The organism is Candidatus Cardinium hertigii, from assembly GCF_003788695.1.
The window spans coordinates 71,909-89,579 of record NZ_RARA01000023.1 but is presented as its reverse complement, the minus strand read 5'-3'; the positions used below and the strand labels follow the sequence as shown (position 1 = coordinate 89,579).

At 34.3% G+C, this 17,671-nt stretch carries 13 protein-coding genes (1 of these 13 only partly in view); 7 read left to right on the top strand and 6 right to left on the bottom strand.

The window, feature by feature from the left end:
- Together EDM02_RS05800 and lepB are read right to left on the bottom strand one after the other, a co-directional pair.
- A protein-coding gene (locus tag EDM02_RS05800; protein WP_221179594.1) for an AAA family ATPase crosses the window boundary here: on the bottom strand, positions 1 to 1,049 show its beginning. Its footprint begins 1,108 nt before the window's first position; only the first 1,049 of its 2,157 coding nucleotides appear in the window; it begins with the start codon at positions 1,047 to 1,049; its stop codon lies beyond the left edge, outside the window.
- 274 nt (positions 1,050 to 1,323) lie between these two features.
- Positions 1,324 to 2,508 (bottom strand): signal peptidase I, encoded by a 1,185-nt coding sequence (lepB, locus tag EDM02_RS02405; protein ID WP_123662779.1) that lies wholly within the window; start codon positions 2,506 to 2,508, stop codon positions 1,324 to 1,326.
- Positions 2,509 to 3,210: 702 nt separating this feature from the next.
- Between lepB and EDM02_RS02400 the strand changes: the two genes are divergently transcribed.
- On the top strand, positions 3,211 to 4,065 hold the full coding sequence (locus EDM02_RS02400; protein ID WP_123662777.1) for a M15 family metallopeptidase: 855 nt from the start codon (positions 3,211 to 3,213) through the stop codon (positions 4,063 to 4,065).
- A 1,083-nt stretch (positions 4,066 to 5,148) separates the two neighbouring features.
- On the opposite strand, the gene EDM02_RS02395 is transcribed toward EDM02_RS02400, so the two are convergent.
- On the bottom strand, positions 5,149 to 5,790 hold the full coding sequence (locus EDM02_RS02395) for an AAA family ATPase (RefSeq protein ID WP_123662775.1): 642 nt from the start codon (positions 5,788 to 5,790) through the stop codon (positions 5,149 to 5,151).
- 382 nt (positions 5,791 to 6,172) lie between these two features.
- Here EDM02_RS02395 and EDM02_RS02390 point away from each other — a divergent pair, with 382 nt between their 5' ends.
- Both EDM02_RS02390 and EDM02_RS02385 read left to right on the top strand, forming a co-directional pair.
- Complete coding sequence (locus tag EDM02_RS02390) at positions 6,173 to 8,155, top strand: DUF3857 domain-containing protein (protein ID WP_221179593.1); 1,983 nt, start codon at positions 6,173 to 6,175, stop codon at positions 8,153 to 8,155.
- Between the two features lie 25 nt (positions 8,156 to 8,180).
- Positions 8,181 to 9,263, top strand: coding sequence for a hypothetical protein (locus EDM02_RS02385; protein WP_123662773.1), 1,083 nt, complete (start codon positions 8,181 to 8,183; stop codon positions 9,261 to 9,263).
- 48 nt (positions 9,264 to 9,311) lie between these two features.
- On the opposite strand, the gene EDM02_RS02380 is transcribed toward EDM02_RS02385, so the two are convergent.
- The gene (locus EDM02_RS02380; protein ID WP_123662771.1) at positions 9,312 to 9,563 is read right to left on the bottom strand and encodes a hypothetical protein; all 252 of its coding nucleotides are present in this window, start codon (positions 9,561 to 9,563) and stop codon (positions 9,312 to 9,314) included.
- A gap of 21 nt (positions 9,564 to 9,584) precedes the next feature.
- On the bottom strand, positions 9,585 to 9,716 hold the full coding sequence (locus EDM02_RS05985) for a hypothetical protein (RefSeq protein ID WP_260215022.1): 132 nt from the start codon (positions 9,714 to 9,716) through the stop codon (positions 9,585 to 9,587).
- 489 nt (positions 9,717 to 10,205) lie between these two features.
- Between EDM02_RS05985 and EDM02_RS02375 the strand changes: the two genes are divergently transcribed.
- The 3 genes from EDM02_RS02375 to dprA all read left to right on the top strand — a co-directional run bounded on the left by EDM02_RS02375 (position 10,206) and on the right by dprA (position 14,709).
- Positions 10,206 to 11,351, top strand: a complete 1,146-nt coding sequence (locus EDM02_RS02375) for a M28 family peptidase (protein WP_123662769.1) — start codon at positions 10,206 to 10,208, stop codon at positions 11,349 to 11,351.
- Between the two features lie 453 nt (positions 11,352 to 11,804).
- On the top strand, positions 11,805 to 13,304 hold the full coding sequence (locus tag EDM02_RS02370; RefSeq protein WP_123662767.1) for a sodium:solute symporter family protein: 1,500 nt from the start codon (positions 11,805 to 11,807) through the stop codon (positions 13,302 to 13,304).
- A 289-nt stretch (positions 13,305 to 13,593) separates the two neighbouring features.
- Positions 13,594 to 14,709 carry a DNA-processing protein DprA gene (gene dprA, locus EDM02_RS02365; protein WP_123662766.1) on the top strand — a complete coding sequence of 372 codons (1,116 nt, stop codon included), beginning with the start codon at positions 13,594 to 13,596 and terminating at the stop codon, positions 14,707 to 14,709.
- A 445-nt stretch (positions 14,710 to 15,154) separates the two neighbouring features.
- On the opposite strand, the gene EDM02_RS02360 is transcribed toward dprA, so the two are convergent.
- A complete protein-coding gene (locus tag EDM02_RS02360; RefSeq protein ID WP_123662764.1) occupies positions 15,155 to 15,664 on the bottom strand; it encodes a hypothetical protein in 510 nt (169 codons plus the stop codon).
- A 500-nt stretch (positions 15,665 to 16,164) separates the two neighbouring features.
- Here EDM02_RS02360 and EDM02_RS02355 point away from each other — a divergent pair, with 500 nt between their 5' ends.
- Positions 16,165 to 17,544: an ankyrin repeat domain-containing protein gene (locus tag EDM02_RS02355; RefSeq protein ID WP_184891097.1), complete on the top strand. Its 1,380-nt coding sequence runs from the start codon at positions 16,165 to 16,167 to the stop codon at positions 17,542 to 17,544.
- Positions 17,545 to 17,671: the final 127 nt, after the last annotated feature.

Sequence of the window (17,671 nt, the reverse complement as noted above, 5' to 3'; positions counted from 1 at the left end):
TCTAACCAATAGTAGTCAAGCAAGCCTTCGCTAGCTAGACATTGCATCATAGACCAAGGATTATAAATTACCTCACCCCCAAAAGTATAGCCATTATACCAATCTTTGATTTTTGCTGGTTCCGTTTGGGTAGGCACCTTACTAAGCAAGTCATCTACTTCGCTTTGCGTAAAACCATAAAATTGTGTGAAGTTTTTATCCAACAACGTATATTCCCGTACATTATTGAGATCTGAAAAGAGATTGGCTTTGGCTATGCGTAATATGCCTGTGATAACGCCTTTTTCTAAATAGGGATTGCTTTTTAAGGCGCTACCAAAAATTCCACGGAATAGTTCTAAAATTTCTTCAAAGGATTCACTTTGGCTACCAAATTTAATATACGAACTATTGATAGGGGTATCATATTCATCAATCAAGATATAAACCTTTTGGTTAAAATGTTTGTAGAGCAGTTCGCTTAAAAAACGCAACCCTTGTTTTAAATCATTTTTATCGAGTTTTCCATCCAAATAGCGCTGTAGTTTCTCTTTTTGAGCATTATCCAGTACCCCCCCTGATGCTGCTAGATGTACGCTTAGATAACGATGGCAGGAAAATAATGTTATAATTTGATCTTTAATGCCTTTCTCGATTTCTTGGTAAGAACTCCCCTTAACATCTTTCAGGTTAAGCAAGATGACTGGAAATTGCCCCTGGCGTTTCATAGCATGGGGATAACTGGCAATTTTTAAAGGATAGAGTACTTTAGTTTCGTTAAATCCTATATCTATACTACCTCCCTTAAAAAGCAAATAATTTGTGCGTGCTTCTTCTGCTAGTTTATGCCCTTCTTGGTCTACTTCAATTTCAAAAAATTTGCGCAGCATATCCATGTTCAAGCTTTTACCCCAACGTCTGGGACGGGTAATCAGTATTACCTTACTAGGCTCATCTAGTAAGGCCTGAATCATTAAGCTTTTATCTACAAATACATCACTATTTACTAATAGGTCATAAAAGTCATCGGTTCCCGTTCGGATGCGGGAATGCGTAGATACATGGGTCATAATGGAAAGAATTTGAAATGGGACATATAGGCTGCCTAACACAAAAAGAAGGTAACAGCTGCTTTTTTATGAATTTAGCAAAATTTAAAAGAAAAAAATGTAAGAGAAAAGTGGTTGAGTAAGCTTTTTCTTAAGTATGGTGATCCCCCAATGGAACTGCTATTGTTAAGTGCAAATTTAGAATTGGAGAAAATATGTTTTACTTTTGGGTTATTTTTTGATGAAACAAAAAGTAGCAAGAAATATTGTGACAAGCCCGTTTTTTTCTACTATTTTAGACCATATGAAACAATCGGTTCCAACGGATACCACTGAACAAACTTTTTTTTCTTGAAGATAACAGAACCATAATTGCCTTTCCAGTAATATGTTCTTCTGGAATAAATCCAATAAATCTAGAGTCCTTAGACTGATCTCGATTGTCTCCCATCACGAAATAATAATTTTTAACAAAAGTATATTGCTTTACCTGTTGACCATCTATCCAGCACTCCTTCTGCGTGAATTTTATAGTTTTTTTTCCCTCAAAATTTGCTATAGCATGACCATACAATAGGATGTTTTTCTCATCCATGTGAATAGACATTCCTTTTTTAGGAACTGTAAGGGGGCCAAAATTATCCTTCGTCCAACCTAAAACTGTACGCACCAGCAAACCAAAATTACCCTTATGCCAAGTAAGGGGATCCATAGCACCTTTGGTATCATCCCATAACATACTACTGGGATAGTTATTAGGCTGTATTTCTTCATCTTCTACTGGTTCCACAGACTGTATATAGGATGGAAGAATAGTAGTAAGTTGTTTAACTTTGTTGGGTGTAGCATAAATAATATACCCCTCATGGCCAGAAACAATAGATATATCTGGATGACTGATAGCACTTTTCTCAACGATAATATCATTTTTTTCAAAAAAAGCAGAAGATAATTTTCGTTTCGTTTTCATAAAGTAACGATATTGAATCGTATCACATGTATCAGCCAGCTTATCATTAACATAAAGTTGCTTATGATCTATACGTACTACGTCTCCAGGAATTGCAATGCAACGCTTGATCCAATATTCGCGTAAATCAAGCGGTTCAGTACCTAATGGCGTGTTAAATACAATAATATCATTTCGTTGCACCTTGCTAAAACCAGGCAAGCGGTATTGAGGCAATGTAATCCAGTCAACATAAGAAGGGATTTTTGTACCGGGAATAATTTGATGGGTTATGGGAATTTGTAGAGGGGTAATGGGTGTACGGGCACCATAGTGTAATTTACTTACCAACACGAAATCTCCTGTTAAGAGCGTTGACTCCATTGAGCCAGAAGGTATAATGTACAGACCTATAACCATCCAACGGATTAAGGTAGCAAACATAGCGGCAAAAAATATAGAACCTACCCAATCTCGCAATATACCTACTGGTGCCACAACCCGTTTCTTACCTAAAAAAGGCCTCTTCATCTTTCTGCTTCTTGACGTTATGAAAAATCTATTACCATTACAATTATTAAATGATGTTACATACTGATACTGATCTGCTACATTTTTTGAGTAATCAAAAATTATGGAAGCAAAAAAATCAAGCACTTACACAAAAAATTATGCAAACCGTCTACATAACTTTTTATTAAGGGTGCAGATAAGCATCATATAACTAATGGATTACAATATAACACACTTCTATCAATTTTTACAAAAATCCAATAAAATAGATTATTACTTAATCAAAAGAAGCCCTTCTTAAGTAAAAAAGACCCTCTGCAAAGGGCTTTTATGGATAAAAAAACGTAAACTAGGTGTTTAGTCACTGATTGTGGTGAAGCATATTATAATTGTGTATTTTGTAAAAACTTAACTTACAACAGAAACCTTATGGGACCAAACACCTAATAAAAATGCTAAAATTAAACACTAAAAGATCAAATTAAGTTAACGATTTTCTGCATGATGGAAAAATGGATTATGGATGATTTTGTTCATTATGAAAAAAATATTGGTTGGAATGACCAATTGAACAAATACATTATAATCAAATATAAAAATACTTTATTTTTTTAAATGAAAACCAATAATATATTTAAAAATCTAACATAGGGATAGGTTTTGTAGTGGGGATAGGACTTATTCAGAAATCTGAAAGTTTATTAAACAAAAAACCTACAAATGAAAACCAATAATATTTTTAAAAATCTAACAATAGGGATAGGGTTTGTGGTGGGGATAGGACTTATTCAGAAATCTGAAAGTTTATTAAGCAAAAAACCTACAAAGGAAGAAAGTAGACTAGAGCAACTGGAAGACAAGAGACCTGAAGATTTTGTATATCTTGATGAAATAGATAAAAAAATAAAAGGCATACCGCGTTATTATAGATCTGGTAATTGGAATTTCATAGGCCAAAAATTTACTGGTTATACGGGACGCAGGTTTTCTTGTACTAAATCAGCAGCAGAAGCTTTAAAAAAGGCCAATGATGACTTCGATAGCCAAGGTTACCGCATGGTACTATACGATGTGTATCGTCCTCAAAAAGCGACAAATTTTATTTTAGCATGGAGTCAATCCAAAGTATATAGTGATAAAAATAAAGGACTCTATTACCCAAGAGAAAATAAAGAAGATTTATTTAAAAAAGGTTATATATCAAAAAAATCAGGTCATAGCCGAGGGAGTACTTTCGATTTAACCATTATAAGTAAAAAGAAACACTACTCAACTCAGCTCGTTAAAGAAATCCGAACGCTTGCTGATGGAACAAGCATTATGTACTTAAATGATGGGACAGTGGATATGGGAACCCATTTTGATTTTCTTGATGTATCATCTAACCATAACTCTAATCTAGTCACAGAAGAACAAACACAAAATCGAAATTTTCTGAAAAAAATAATGGAAAAACATGGATTTGTAGCCTATGAGAAGGAATGGTGGCATTATACTTACGCTCCAGAAGATTACCCTAATACCTATTTTAATTTTGATACATGTGAACCTAGCAAAGTAGAAAAACATAATTAAATCATTACTGTTATTTTTTTCTTGATAAAAAAACAAAAAAAATCAAGCGCTGATGAACAAAGCTGTTGGAAAATTCAGTCTGAAGTCTGAAAATCAAGCGTATAAGTATCTATTATGTAGATTCGCAAAAGATCTAGTGATGTTCTCGCGGACATTTCGTAATTTTAAAAACATTATACTAGAGGAAAATATCTTTTGGGCTTGCTACTGTAACTGGTTACAACGGTAAACGATAATAGAAACAGGGCCAGATACCAAACAAGTAACTAACAACCATACAGCATTAGCACATTTTTTCTTTTCTTAAACAATTAGCAAAAATGAAATATATTTGGCCATTTATTTGCACATTTTTTTGGACGCATGGTGCTATATGCTATGCAGAAACGCAGACAGGAGCAATCAAGGATGCTGAGTTTGTAATTGAAAAACAAAAAAAAAATAAAATAAGTCAGGAGCAAAGACTATTTTTTAAGGCTCCCACCCGGCCATCCAAAAAAAGCTACAAACCTTTAGCCATCATAAAAGATCTAACGCTAGAACATTTACCATTCACGCCTGCACCCGAAACACATTTTCTCTTGCCATCAGAAAAGAAGGAACTTATCTTGCCTTTTAATCACTATTGCAGGCTAGGCATTTATTCATTACTACTCTCTTATGGATACCTCTCTAGCCACAACCCCTCCCTACTAAGATGTATTTATGGAGACCTTTCTCTCCACAACCTCTCCCTACTAAAAGGTATTTGGTCGGCACAGATTGCTTATATTCCGAAACTATGGGATACAAAATCAGGGAAAGAGCTATTTGATATAAAAGGAAAGTATGGTATAGGATTAGGGTGCTTGGGAATAGATTTCAACTATCAGTCCGACTACTACAAACGTACAAAATCCACTCAAGAACCCCCTTCCGTACGCAATTTCAATCAAATAAACGGCAGCATACTTATCAGCCAAGCCAGCGCATCTTCTACCCACGATGGAAGCATAAATGGTCATTTGCTCACTAATGGTCATTTCCCCATTTATCACAACGACCATATAGGAGAAAGGCTCTTTACGTTAAAGTATAAATGGCTTAAACGATGGGATCACTTGTCTTTAAAAATAAATACGTACAACGATATTTCCTACTATAGGAATAATATAATAGAAAAAGGCCCCCTNNATCCAAATAGCGCTGTAATTTCTCTTTTTGAGCATTATCCAGTACCCCCCCTGATGCTGCTAGGTGTACGCTTAGATAACGATGGCAGGAAAATAATGTTATAATTTGATCTTTAATGCCTTTCTCGATTTCTTGGTAAGAACTCCCTTTAACATCTTTCAGGTTAAGTAAGATGACTGGAAATTGTCCCTGATATTCATTTATAATATCTGTATAAGCTGCTATTTTAAGCTTTTGTAGTATTTTTTTCCTTCCCGTTGCTAATTTTAAATCAATGGCTCCACCCAAGAATAGCTTCTGATTGACACGATCTGTTTCAGCTAAAGGATTTCCTGTCTGATCTACTTCGATTTCAAAAAACTTACGCAACATATCCATGTTCAAGCTTTTACCCCAACGTCTGGGACGGGTAATCAGTATTACCTCGCTGCTTTCTTCCAATAATGCTTGAATCATTAAGCTTTTATCTACAAATACATCACTATGCAACAATAGGGTTTTAAAGTCATCGGTTCCCGTTCGGATGCGGCAATGTGTAGATACATGGGTCATAATGGAAAGAATTTGAAATGGGACATATAGGCTACCTAGCACAAAAAGAAAGTAATGGTTGTTTTTTTATGAATTTAGTAAAATTTAAAAGAAAAAAATGTAAGAGGGAAGTGGTTGCATGTAAGCATCTTATTTTTTAAAGAAAAACGTTTTAGCTATTTTTAAGATGGATACATTAGGATTAAGATTTAATAATAGAGCTTAGGGATTACATGGGATTTAGCCTTTTTTATTTTATATATTATGAGTATTATATACACTTATGAATATTATTTTGTTTTATATTTATGAATATTATAAATAATATAATATACGATTACGTCGGCTCAGGATTAAGCATATTAATAAAGTCTAAGAACTACATATTATTTATTTAAACGCTATGCAAAAGTTACCATTTAAACATAAGCTGCGGGTATACAGTTTAACTATCTTGAACAAGTGTGCTTTACCAGCTAGCATAAGACATGTAAAGATACTTTTCTATTTATGGCCATTCTTTATCTTTAGCATGCCCATAGCTGAAGCCAAATGGTCTAAATATGAACAACTGGAATTAGAATCTGACATTCAAGAAGATATGTTTGTTAATGCAGATGGCACTTATACCTCTATCGTAGAGTCGCGCAGTAAAATCTTGAAAGAACATGGGCGTGAAATATTTGCACCTTATCGAATAGATTACAATAATCAAAACATGCAAATTACTATCCTAGAAGCAAAAACTATTTGCCAAGGCAAGGAATACAAAGTGGTTAAAAATATGATTCAGGATAAAGCTGTATCTAGTTTAAAGTCTGGTTTTGATACTGAAAGGCAAATAGCCATAGCTTTCCCTAAAATAGAGCTCGGTTCAGAAATATACCTAAAGTATAAGATTTTTAGGAAAAAGGCCCCTATCAAAAACTTTTTTGGAGAGGTTTTATATTATACGGGAAGTTATATAAAATCATATAATACTAGAATTCAGTCAAAAATACCTTTAAAAGTTAAAGTAAATGATCCTAAAAACGTATTGAAAGTTTCCCATGAACCATACAAGCAAGACACACATAATATAGTTATTACTTTAGAAAAGCCTATTCAAGAATGGTCTGTAACGAACGAAAGATCTTATTTTGTAAATAAAAAATATAGGACATGGGTATCTTTGTCTAATGTAAGTAGCTGGAAAGAGTTCGCACAAGCATTTGCCACTGAATATTATAAAGTAATCAATCAACCCCTTCCCAAAAGTTTTGTAGCCATAGCAGAAGTTGCTGCTACTAAAGAAGGGGATGAGGCAACCATCAATTATGTTACTTCAGAATTGAATAAACAGATACAATATATGGGAGATTGGCGTACTGTAAAAGGTGGCCATTTCCCTAGAGATCTAGAAAAAACTGCTCATTTCCAAATGGGAGACTGCAAAGATTTTTCTGCTGCTACTGCTTCTATTTTACAAAAGCTGGGTTATCAAGTACAGCCTCTTCTTGTGCATAGAGGTAGTACTGCAAATACTAAGATAATAGCTGACTGTGCGTTGCTACCTCATTTAGGATTTAACCATGCAATGCTAAAAGTAACCAATAATGAAAAAAACGTATATTGGATTGATCCAACAAATAAAGTTAGTATGGCGCAAGGGATTTTTCCAGATGTTGCTGATAGAGATGCGTTACTATTGGATCATAAGGAAGGTGGTTTAATACAGGTTCCTCCCATAAATCCTACCACTTCCAAAATCCTATGCTATAATAGATTAGCTATACAGGACAATGTGGTAAACCAACAGGGTACTATGGTGTTTAAAGGAGCTTCTTCGTTAGATTTAACACAAATAGCGCTAAATTCTTCAAATGAAGCATTGAAAGACTTTATCTTTTATAAGATAAGTAACGTATATCTTACCGATGAAGAAAAGAAATTTATGGATTTACCCGATTTTACTTCTTCTATTGTACAGGACATTACGATAAGGTATGCATTTCAACAAAAAAACAAGATCTTTCAAACAAATTTAGGGTCTGCTTTAATTTTAGATTCGATTTGTTACTTTAAGAATTGGTTTGAAAACACTGTGTCTACTGCTCCTGATCAGGTATCAGATGTTTTTATAGGGGATCCTTGTATTATTGAAAATCATTCTATCATAGAAAAAACGCACATTAAAAATTGTGAAAAGTTAAATTTCAAGATAGATTCACCCTGGCTATCTGTACATAGGTCATGTACATATAAAAATGGCAACACAGAAATTATTGATATAGTAACCATTCTAAAAAGCATTATCCCCAATGAGGCACTGCAAAGCACGGCATATAAAAATTTAAAGCATGCATTGGAAGGCAATCTACAAAAAGCTTCTATAGTAATAGGATAATACAAGGCTAATTTTAACTTGATGAATGGCCTTATTAAGAAACCAGCACAGGGGAGGCCTCCATAGGGATTGGCCAGCAGCAGTAGCCTTGTTAAGAAAATATCATTCCAAACAAGAAGAGAAAAATTTTGTTCTATGGGAAAAGTGCGCCATCAAGAGTTTGAATCAATATCAATATCAATATACGTCACCACAGTCTGGTATTAAACATCTAATCTTTTTTACTATGTTAGTTAACAATAGGATCAATTTAAAAAAGTTGATTTCCAAAAAAAATATAATAATCAGTACATTGATATATATTACTTTACAGGGAGATTATGCATATGCAGATCAGGATAGCAAAAAAAAGGCCGGTATAGAATACTGGGGGATAGGTGCAAAAGCCGGAATAAGTGGCTCTTCCTTTTGGAGCACTTGGAAAAATTTTGATTTTACTGGATTAGATTCAGTTGGTATTAAGGGAAAAGTTAAGAAACATAGTTTTTTAGAAAATCCAGGATTTACTGGGAGTATATGTGTAGAATTTGCTGAAAATAAATATATAGGTGCCGAAGTTGGGGTAGGTTACCTACGCCAAGGTGGTACTTTAGTAGTTGATGAACAGCAAAATTTGGATCAATCCTATCTAAAAATCATTAACCATACCGTATTTTTATCAGGAGGAATGTGTATATACCCATTAAGTCTTAGGCCGAATACAGGTATCTGGAAAATATGCTTAACTGGAGTATTTAACTTTATTCCTAAAAGAATTTGGCTAGTTAAAAATTCCAACAATTCTAAGGAAGAGAAATTTGAACCTACAGGTGATTTAGCTACCTTATTAGCTAAGGGGGACATCGCTCTATCACTTGGAACAGCGTACGAATGGGATTCTGGATTGTATCTAGATCTAAGAGGCATACTAGGATTTTTAGGTATGCTTAGGACAAAAATAGGTGAAATACAAAACTATTCCCAAATTGAAGGAGAACGTAGCCGTTATGAAGCTTATAAGCGACTTGGTAGCAAATGTGAAGAAGAAAATATGAAAAACTACTGCTTTACACTTACAATTGGGTATCAGCTATTCAAGAAATTCAAGAATGAAGATGAAGATATATAGATTTTGCTATAATCTATAAAATATGGCTTCCACGCAAGTGAACGGATACTATAGTATGAAATTAACCTTTATGCGTCTTTTTTTCAAATCTGTAGCTAGATTTGGTTGCCATTCAAGACCATTGTTGTTACAAAGATCAATATATCGAATTGTACTATTCTTTTCCATAGCTGTAGTTAGCGCTTTTGCCCCTGCAAAACCAATATTATTATAACTCAGGTCAATTTCCGTAATTGTGCTATTATTTTCCAAAACCATAGCTAGCGCTTTTGCTCCTTTAGAACCAATCCAGGCATACATTGCATTATTTGTTCCGTTAACTCATTTGGAAGCCGTATTTTTATCTTTTTTGTCTTGTCTATAGGATCTATTGTTTGTTTGGTTGCTAATCTGGCATGCCGTAAAACTGCTACCTAATAAAAACAACCTAAGAAGGATAAACTGCTTTTTCATATTTTTATTCGTTTAATGGTACTATTTTATATTTCAACGTCCTAAGTACTAATTGTCTATTGCAACGGCCTCAAGATGATTTTCTAATAGCTTTCAGCCTGAAATTTTCTAGTCACAGCTTTGTTCAAGGCGCGTTTTTTATAAACTTACATTATTGCGCATTTCTAAATACGAACGTGAAAAAATACGAATAGGCCACACCACTGAACGGATACTAAGTAATAGGTTACATCTTCTATACTAAATATCGATTTCGTTCCGAAAACTTAAAATATAATAGTATTTTAGAAATAAAGTTCATAAATTGCGCTACGCTGATGAAAGTTTGATATATTTGGTTGGCGTAAAGAGGAAGTATCAAAAACTAAATAGCTAAATGCATAGTAGAGGTAACGCTTATGGTAGAGGTAACGCTTACTTTTTTTGTTTGCAGGATATTCATAATGTGTTAGTAATTTCAACATTTCAAGCAAACAAAATTTTAAGCAAATGCAACACAATACTAAATCAATTAGAAAAGAGTTAATGAATCGAAAAATAATATGGCTCGCAGCTATTGTGCTGGTAGTGATCACACAAAGTAGCTGTAGCCAATCACATGTTTATATGAAAACAGTTGATTCTCTAGAAAAAGATCGTTTAAAAGATCATGTCCACAACTTGTCACATACAATAGGAATTAGAAATATTGAAAATCAGTCTAATTTTGAAAAATTAGAAGCAGCAGCTAACTATATTGTACAACAATTTAAAGCAATGGGATTTACGGAACCTAACCTTAAAATTCATGAATATGCTGCAACGTATAATGATCAGACTTATGTAATGAAAAATATAGAAGTTGTCATTAACAGCAGTCCTGGCTGTAACCGTAAAAATGAATCTATTGTAATAGGCGCGCACTATGATACAGTTAATACTTCACCTGGAGCTAATGACAACGCTTCAGGCGTAGCGGCTCTCTTAGAAATCGCAAGGTATATGAAACAATATGATTGTAAGCTTAAAAAAACTTTAAAACTAGTGGCCTTTCCTAATGAAGAATCCCCTTATAGCAAGGACACAGTAACCGGTGCATTTTTCGGAAATAATATGGGGAGCGTAAACTACGCAACAAAAGCTAGAGAACATAATGAAGCTATAAAAGGTATGATATCACTTGAATGTTTAGGTAATTATACTGATAACACAAAAAGCCAAGACTATCCTCCATATCTTCCCTCATGGCTTAGATGGTTAATAGGGCTTCCGTATCATAGTAAAGGGAATTTTATTGGTTTTGTTAGTAATATAGATTCCTACGGTTTTTTAAAAGAATGTACGTCCAGCTATAAAAAAACTAAAAAAGCATTTCCAATGCATTATATATCTCTACCATATAAACTAGATCCAGGAATTGGACGATCTGATCATAAATCTTTTTGGAACCAGGGTTATAAAGCTATTATGATCACTGATACGGCTGATAAGAGAGATGTTAATTACCATAGTGCAACGGATACTATGGACCAATTAAATTTTGAAAGCTTTACCAAAGTGGTAGAAGATTTAAAGGCCATGACCGCAAAATTATGCAAAGTTAATAAAAATGTACTAAAGGAAGTATCCACAGATCCAACTTCAAGTACCATATAGGTGTCCAATACAATTATTCCTCTCCCTCCATTATAACGAGGCCGTTATAATAGGCGGTAGCACAGCATGGTTTAGTCTTGCTACCGCTTCAGCATGTTACTTGATAGCTTACTGATGTTAACTAGCTATATAAATATAGTGCTAATAATAAGCATTTTATAAAATAATTATACCATAAACATCATTACATAAGAAGTCGCGTACTGCTTCTATGTATATTTTGAATCGTCTATTGCAACGGCCTCATAAAGAAGTAGGTTAACATAACTTCTTTTTGTTAAATGCTTTATTTCATCTATAATCTATATAAGAAATGGGCGTTTTTTTGCTTAAAACGTAATGCATACATTATAAATGTACGTTGCAAGTTAAGATTCCTTGATTTTTTTAAAAAAAATAGTTAAAATAAGAGTTTGTATCAAAAGTTTGTTCACGTTTAAATCTATATGATGTATGATGTTATTTAATATTCCCCTTAATATTCCCCTTCTTATGGTAGTGGTTTTTTTGTCAATTGTTTTAGGTATTGCATTTCGCTTTGCTAGAGTTCCAACTACATTTCGAGAATATGCTATAGGCAACACGCCATTTTCTACTGCCTATTTAGTAGCTACTGTATTGGCTACTGCTTATGGAGGAAGAACTGTGATGCATTCAGTAACGGAAGTTCATAAATTTGGCCTATGCGCGATACTTACCGGAATTATAACTGGTTGTCTTTCTTTCTGGATTATTAGTCCATTAGCGTTACGTATGGCTCCATTTATGCATCACCTCTCTATGTCAGAAACCGTAGGTAGTATATATGGTAAATACCCAAGGGTAATGGTTGTTTTATCAAATCTTTTTGCATCTATTGTTATGATTACTATACAAATCAATGTAATGACCATAGCCATAGGTATGTGTATAGATTCAGTTGACCCTAAAATTATTACCATTATTTCCATGCTAATCCTTATTTTGTATTCTACATTTGGAGGTGTTCATGCTGTTTTAATTACAGATCTGGTGCAGCTGGGAACTTTTCTCGTAATTCTTCCCCTTCTTTCTTGTTGCATATTTAGATACATTGGGAAACCAATGCCCGAAATTATTTCGTTTTTACAAACGCAAGAGAGATTCCAGTTTAGTAAGCTTTTTCAGGTTAATCATAACTTATGGAGTATGCTTACATTATTTTTATCTCGTCTAGTGTTCAATATAAGCCCCCCAAATATTCAAAGGATTTATATGTCATCCGATCACTTCCAAGCCAGTAAAGTTTTCCTTCATACCGGTATGGGTAGCTTGTATATTAAATTGTTTATGTTATTAATTGGTTTATTTGCATTTGTCAGTGCACCAGATTTACCAGCAACAGTGGTTTGGGGTCATATCCTATCAAATATTTCACCCCTGTTTAAAGGTTTTGTGGTTATAAGTTTATTAGCTGTATCTATGTCTACCGCCGATTCTCACATAAACTCTTCTGCCATTATGATTAGTCAGGAAATAACGGATATAGTCTATAAGAAAAAAAATCCCGATAGGCATCAGTTTCTATTAGCTAAAATCACAACGCCTATTTTAGGTATATTCTCTTTGATGCTTAGCTTTTACTGCAATGATTTAATGGAATTAATAAAATTAGGTTTTGATTGCTTTATACCTATTGTAACTGGCCCTTTTATCTTAACTATTTTAGGTTTTCGGAGTAGTTCCTATAGTGTATTGACCGGTATGGCTACAGGTATATTAGCCATTATAATTTGGAATAAATGGGTTGAACCAGTAACAGATGTAAACGGTGCCTTTCCTTGTATGTTAATCAATAGTTTGGTTATGATAACTACACATTATTTATGGCCACAAAAAAAAAGAAATAAAGGTGTGTTTGATCAGGCCAATGCGCTTAAGTTGTGGGTAAATGCAAGAGCATCATGCGCTAGTATGCGAAAAGAAAATACATAAAATGCACAGAGATAGTTTTTTTACAAAGGAGCCTGAAAATTAATTATTATAATGCCAAAGTCAGTTTTTGTAAAAAAACAGTGGTTTTTTTAGAGAAGTAGATTTTTAGAGGAGGGCTACTTTACTGAATATGCGTTTGTTATATAAGATGTGATTTTTAAAGCTACTTTTTTTGATCAAGCAAAAAAAGTAGCTTTAATTATTAAATATTAGCAATTTTCTGTAATCTATAAGATATGGTTGCTACGCAGGTGAGCGGGTATCCTAACTTACGCTATTTAGTAATATAATGGGCCCAGAAGAAAAACACTACCGATTAGCACTTTCTTTGATACCAGGTATAGGCTGTACCTGGTTAAAGAAATTATTAGTGCATTTTGGAAGTGCCAAAGCCATATTCGAAGCTGCTAATAGCAGAAATTCCTATCTACCGCAAAAAATAGCTCAACATATTTCTGCAAACAGTAGACTGGCTCAAGCAAAAACGATTCTGCAACTACATGAGCAAGAAGGAATTCAACTGATAACTACAGAGGAAGATGATTATCCCCAACGGTTAATTGAATTACCAGACAACCCTCCTATTCTTTACTATAAGGGAAAAGCAGCACTGAATCAACGGCGCGTGGTTAGTATTATTGGAACCAGGCAACTTACGTCCTATGGACAAACATCCATTACTAAATTTTTAGAACAACTACTTCCCTATCAGCCACTTATAGTAAGTGGTCTGGCCTATGGTGCAGATATATGGGCACATAAGCAAGCATTGGCGTTAGGGTTAGCCACAGTGGCCGTACTCCCGACAAGCTTGAATAAAATTTATCCCACCATGCACACAAAAATAGCTATTCAAATGTGTATGCTTGGAGGAGGATTGCTCTCAGAGTATCCTATAGATAGTGGACTAAAGGCATATTCTTTCGTGGCTCGCAATAGAATTATAGCAGGCCTATCAGATGTAACCATTATTATTGAAGCAAAAGAAAAAAGTGGTGCATTGATAACAGCCTATTATGCCAATAATTACCACCGAGAGGTTTTTGCGTTACCGGGTAATATTTACGCAGCGACTTCTGCAGGGTGCCATCAACTCATTAAGCGCAATCAAGCGCATCTCTTGACCCATATCAATGATTTAGCCTATATTATGAACTGGACAGAACCTACCAAAAAACTACCCAAAAAAGACATTTATGCCACTTACCAGCTTACTCCTTCAGAAGAAATGATCTTAAAACAGCTCCAACAAGCAGCAGAACCTATAGCCATTGATACTTTAAGTGCTACTACAGCGTTACCTTCGGGAGAACTACAAGCTGCATTATTGTCATTAGAATTACAAGGGATATTACGTGCATTACCAGGTAAATGTTTTACACTAACCCCTATGCATAATGCATAGTTACTAGAATCTCAAATATGATTTTTGTATCCGTTCAGTGGTGTGGCCTATGCGTATTTTTTCATGTTCTTATTTAGAAATAGCGCAATAATGTAAGTTTATAAAAAACGCGCCTTGAACAAAGCTGTGATTAGAAAAATTCAGTCTGAGAGCTGGTAGAAAATCAGCCTGTTTGAGCCCTAGGCTGCAGGCCTGGGCGAGTTCTGATTTTCAGCTTGCAGACTGAATTTTTCAACAGCTTTGTTCACCAGCGCTTGATTTTTTTTGGCTACTTTTTTTGATCAAGCAAAAAAAGTAGCTTTAAAAGAAGTAGTTTTTAAAAAAAAATGGATAAAATCATCAATAATCTATAAAATATGGCTACCACGCAAGTGAACGGATACTGATTTTTGATTAGTAGGTATCTGCATTTGAATCAGCCAAAGTGTGCTTTTTATAAGTCTATTTATTTCCTTCTAATCCTAATATATAGGCCAGGCATATCAGCTGCATATGTTTTAATAGCTTCTTTTAGCCTGTTAGGAACAGGCAATTTTTGTATATGCTTTGGGTCTGGCATGGATTGTATAATAGTACGCATGCATACGCGCTGCAATCCATTTTCATAACATATGGTATCATTTGGATAGGCAACTTTTGTATTAAACGCATCCACTAGTCCTGGATAGTACTCCTTATCGAATTTAACTTTGCGTACCTTTGTTCCATTTAATTTAAAAAATACACGACGGATAGAATCTGGGTTCCAATCATTTAAAGAAGCATCCTCCTCATCCATATATGGCGATGTAAAATCTAATTCTTCAATTGCTGTATGTTTCAGTAAAACGAAGGTTTTATATAATGAGTCTCCGATTTCATTGTTATTATATCCACTTAACTGTAACCTACGAACAGCCGTTCCCTCTAGAGCAGTGGATACCACCTCAAGCTTATGGCCTAATTCGGAACACATAAGGCCTAGCTCTTCAATTTAAGAACCTTTGAGCGAAGAAAATGCTTGCTCCAATATGTCTACTCCTACAATAACAAGCATACCACAAACACCATTATAGAAAAAGTCGCGTATTGCTTCTATGCATATTTTAAATTGTCTATTCTATAAAAGAAGGATCTTCATCCGAAGAAGAATGACCATGTATGTCAGCCGTTAAGGGGCTGATGCAATTGGTAGCACAAACTGTAATTAACTGAAACTTATCAAAAAGAGTTTAAAAATTACTATACAAGAGGGCTAATGGTAAGGGGAAAAGTTGTGCTCTATTTTTGAGGTATTTATTTGGATTTTATACATAAAATTGCTTAATTTTGGCAAGTACCTTAAGTAGACGTTCCATTACACGCCATACATAGCTAACTTAATACTTAATATAGTAAATAATGTCCACAACAACTACAAGATTTCCCAACAATAAATTATCATTTTTTGCTTTTTATAGTTTAGCTTTTATTTATATGTGCAGTTGTACGCAACAGCAGCAAAATATATTACCTAATAAGCAAGCATCTAGTCAGCAATTGTATCAGGTTACACAGCAATCTATGGTAGGAGCACCTTCTAGTAAGATACGAAAATGTTGTGCATCTTGCCCGAATGAAGGCTTAGAGCTATCTGATCGTGAAGTTATAAGTGTAAACGGTGATTATGGAATTCTTATATCTACGACTCGTTTGCATCGGGCCATTTATAAAGAACATATTCCTATGTCTATGACTCCTTTGCATTGGGCCATTTATCAAGGACATATACTTTGTGTCAAAGCATTATTAGAAAGGGAACCAGAAAGTGTAAACGCTAAAACAGAATTGGGTCGTTCTCCTTTATTTGATGCTATATTTTGGAATAGGTCGGAAATTGTTCAATTGTTATTGGAACAACCCAATATAGATCCAAATGCTGGTTATGATGATAGAATACCGCTGCTACTAGCCATAAGAAAAAGTGATTGGGGCGTTGTTCAACTGTTATTGGAGCATCCAAGTATAAATCCAAATATCCATGCAGGAGTGTGTAAAACTTTATGGAAAGCTGCAGCAGACGGTGATTTAGTCATAAAAAAAATGCATTTTTTAACCATTCAAACATTATTGGAAAATTCAGATATGGATCATGCTATTAGAAAGTATTATGGAGATAGTCAAGATGAGATGTGTATAAAATTATTACAGGACGCTGTAGAAGTTGATAATTGGGAGCTGATTCAAGTGTTGTTAAAGTATGATATAGAGGCCAATTTTGAAGAGTATTTTGAGAATGAACCCTTTAAGTTAATGACACCATTATGTTATGCCGTAAGGTGTGGCTATTGGAAATCGGTGCACGTACTCTTAAACCATGGCCATATGGACCTTGATGATGAAGTTAATGGTATTGAATATGAATATGAAGATAAAGATACAGACTATGTAGAATATAAATATAAAAGCAGATATGATAATTTTGAGGGCAGAATTGGAGTATTGCATATAGCTGCGATATATGGCCATGAGAAGGTGATGCAAGTGTTATTGGAAAATTCAGATATTAATCCTAACCAGACAATTGGATATTATGATTTTGACGATGATCTCCCTAATACTGATGATTTTTGGGTTGATACAGCTTTGCATTTTGCTGCATTATATGATCGTGTAGAAGTAGTTAAGGTATTATTGAATCATAAAGATATAGACATTGACATTAAAAATCAATCTGGACATACAGCACTAGATATAGCTTTAAAAAAAGGTAGTACGAGAGTGGCAGATGAACTCTTTTCCCATATACTTAAAAAGAAAAATATACCTCAATATATATTACAGAGAGAAATAGGGAATACATCGAAAAAAAAGTAAAAAAATATAGCATACAAAAATATGTACCCGTTCAGTCAATGGCGTCAACTTAAGTGAATTCATGATTAGCAGACCCTCCTAAAGACATGATGCCGTTTAGGTTTATTCACCTTGTCACGACTATATA

What these genes read in the sequence shown, in the direction of transcription:
- lepB (WP_123662779.1), bottom strand. Translation starts at nt 2,508, where the DNA reads ATGAAGAGGCCTTTTTTAGGTAAGAAACGGGTTGTGGCACCAGTAGGT.
- EDM02_RS02400 (WP_123662777.1), top strand. Translation starts at nt 3,211, where the DNA reads ATGAAAACCAATAATATTTTTAAAAATCTAACAATAGGGATAGGGTTT.
- EDM02_RS02390 (WP_221179593.1), top strand. Translation starts at nt 6,173, where the DNA reads ATGCAAAAGTTACCATTTAAACATAAGCTGCGGGTATACAGTTTAACT.
- EDM02_RS02385 (WP_123662773.1), top strand. Translation starts at nt 8,181, where the DNA reads ATGGCCTTATTAAGAAACCAGCACAGGGGAGGCCTCCATAGGGATTGG.
- EDM02_RS02380 (WP_123662771.1), bottom strand. Translation starts at nt 9,563, where the DNA reads ATGTATGCCTGGATTGGTTCTAAAGGAGCAAAAGCGCTAGCTATGGTT.
- EDM02_RS05985 (WP_260215022.1), bottom strand. Translation starts at nt 9,716, where the DNA reads ATGAAAAAGCAGTTTATCCTTCTTAGGTTGTTTTTATTAGGTAGCAGT.
- EDM02_RS02375 (WP_123662769.1), top strand. Translation starts at nt 10,206, where the DNA reads ATGCAACACAATACTAAATCAATTAGAAAAGAGTTAATGAATCGAAAA.
- EDM02_RS02370 (WP_123662767.1), top strand. Translation starts at nt 11,805, where the DNA reads ATGATGTTATTTAATATTCCCCTTAATATTCCCCTTCTTATGGTAGTG.
- dprA (WP_123662766.1), top strand. Translation starts at nt 13,594, where the DNA reads ATGGGCCCAGAAGAAAAACACTACCGATTAGCACTTTCTTTGATACCA.
- EDM02_RS02360 (WP_123662764.1), bottom strand. Translation starts at nt 15,664, where the DNA reads ATGTGTTCCGAATTAGGCCATAAGCTTGAGGTGGTATCCACTGCTCTA.
- EDM02_RS02355 (WP_184891097.1), top strand. Translation starts at nt 16,165, where the DNA reads ATGTGCAGTTGTACGCAACAGCAGCAAAATATATTACCTAATAAGCAA.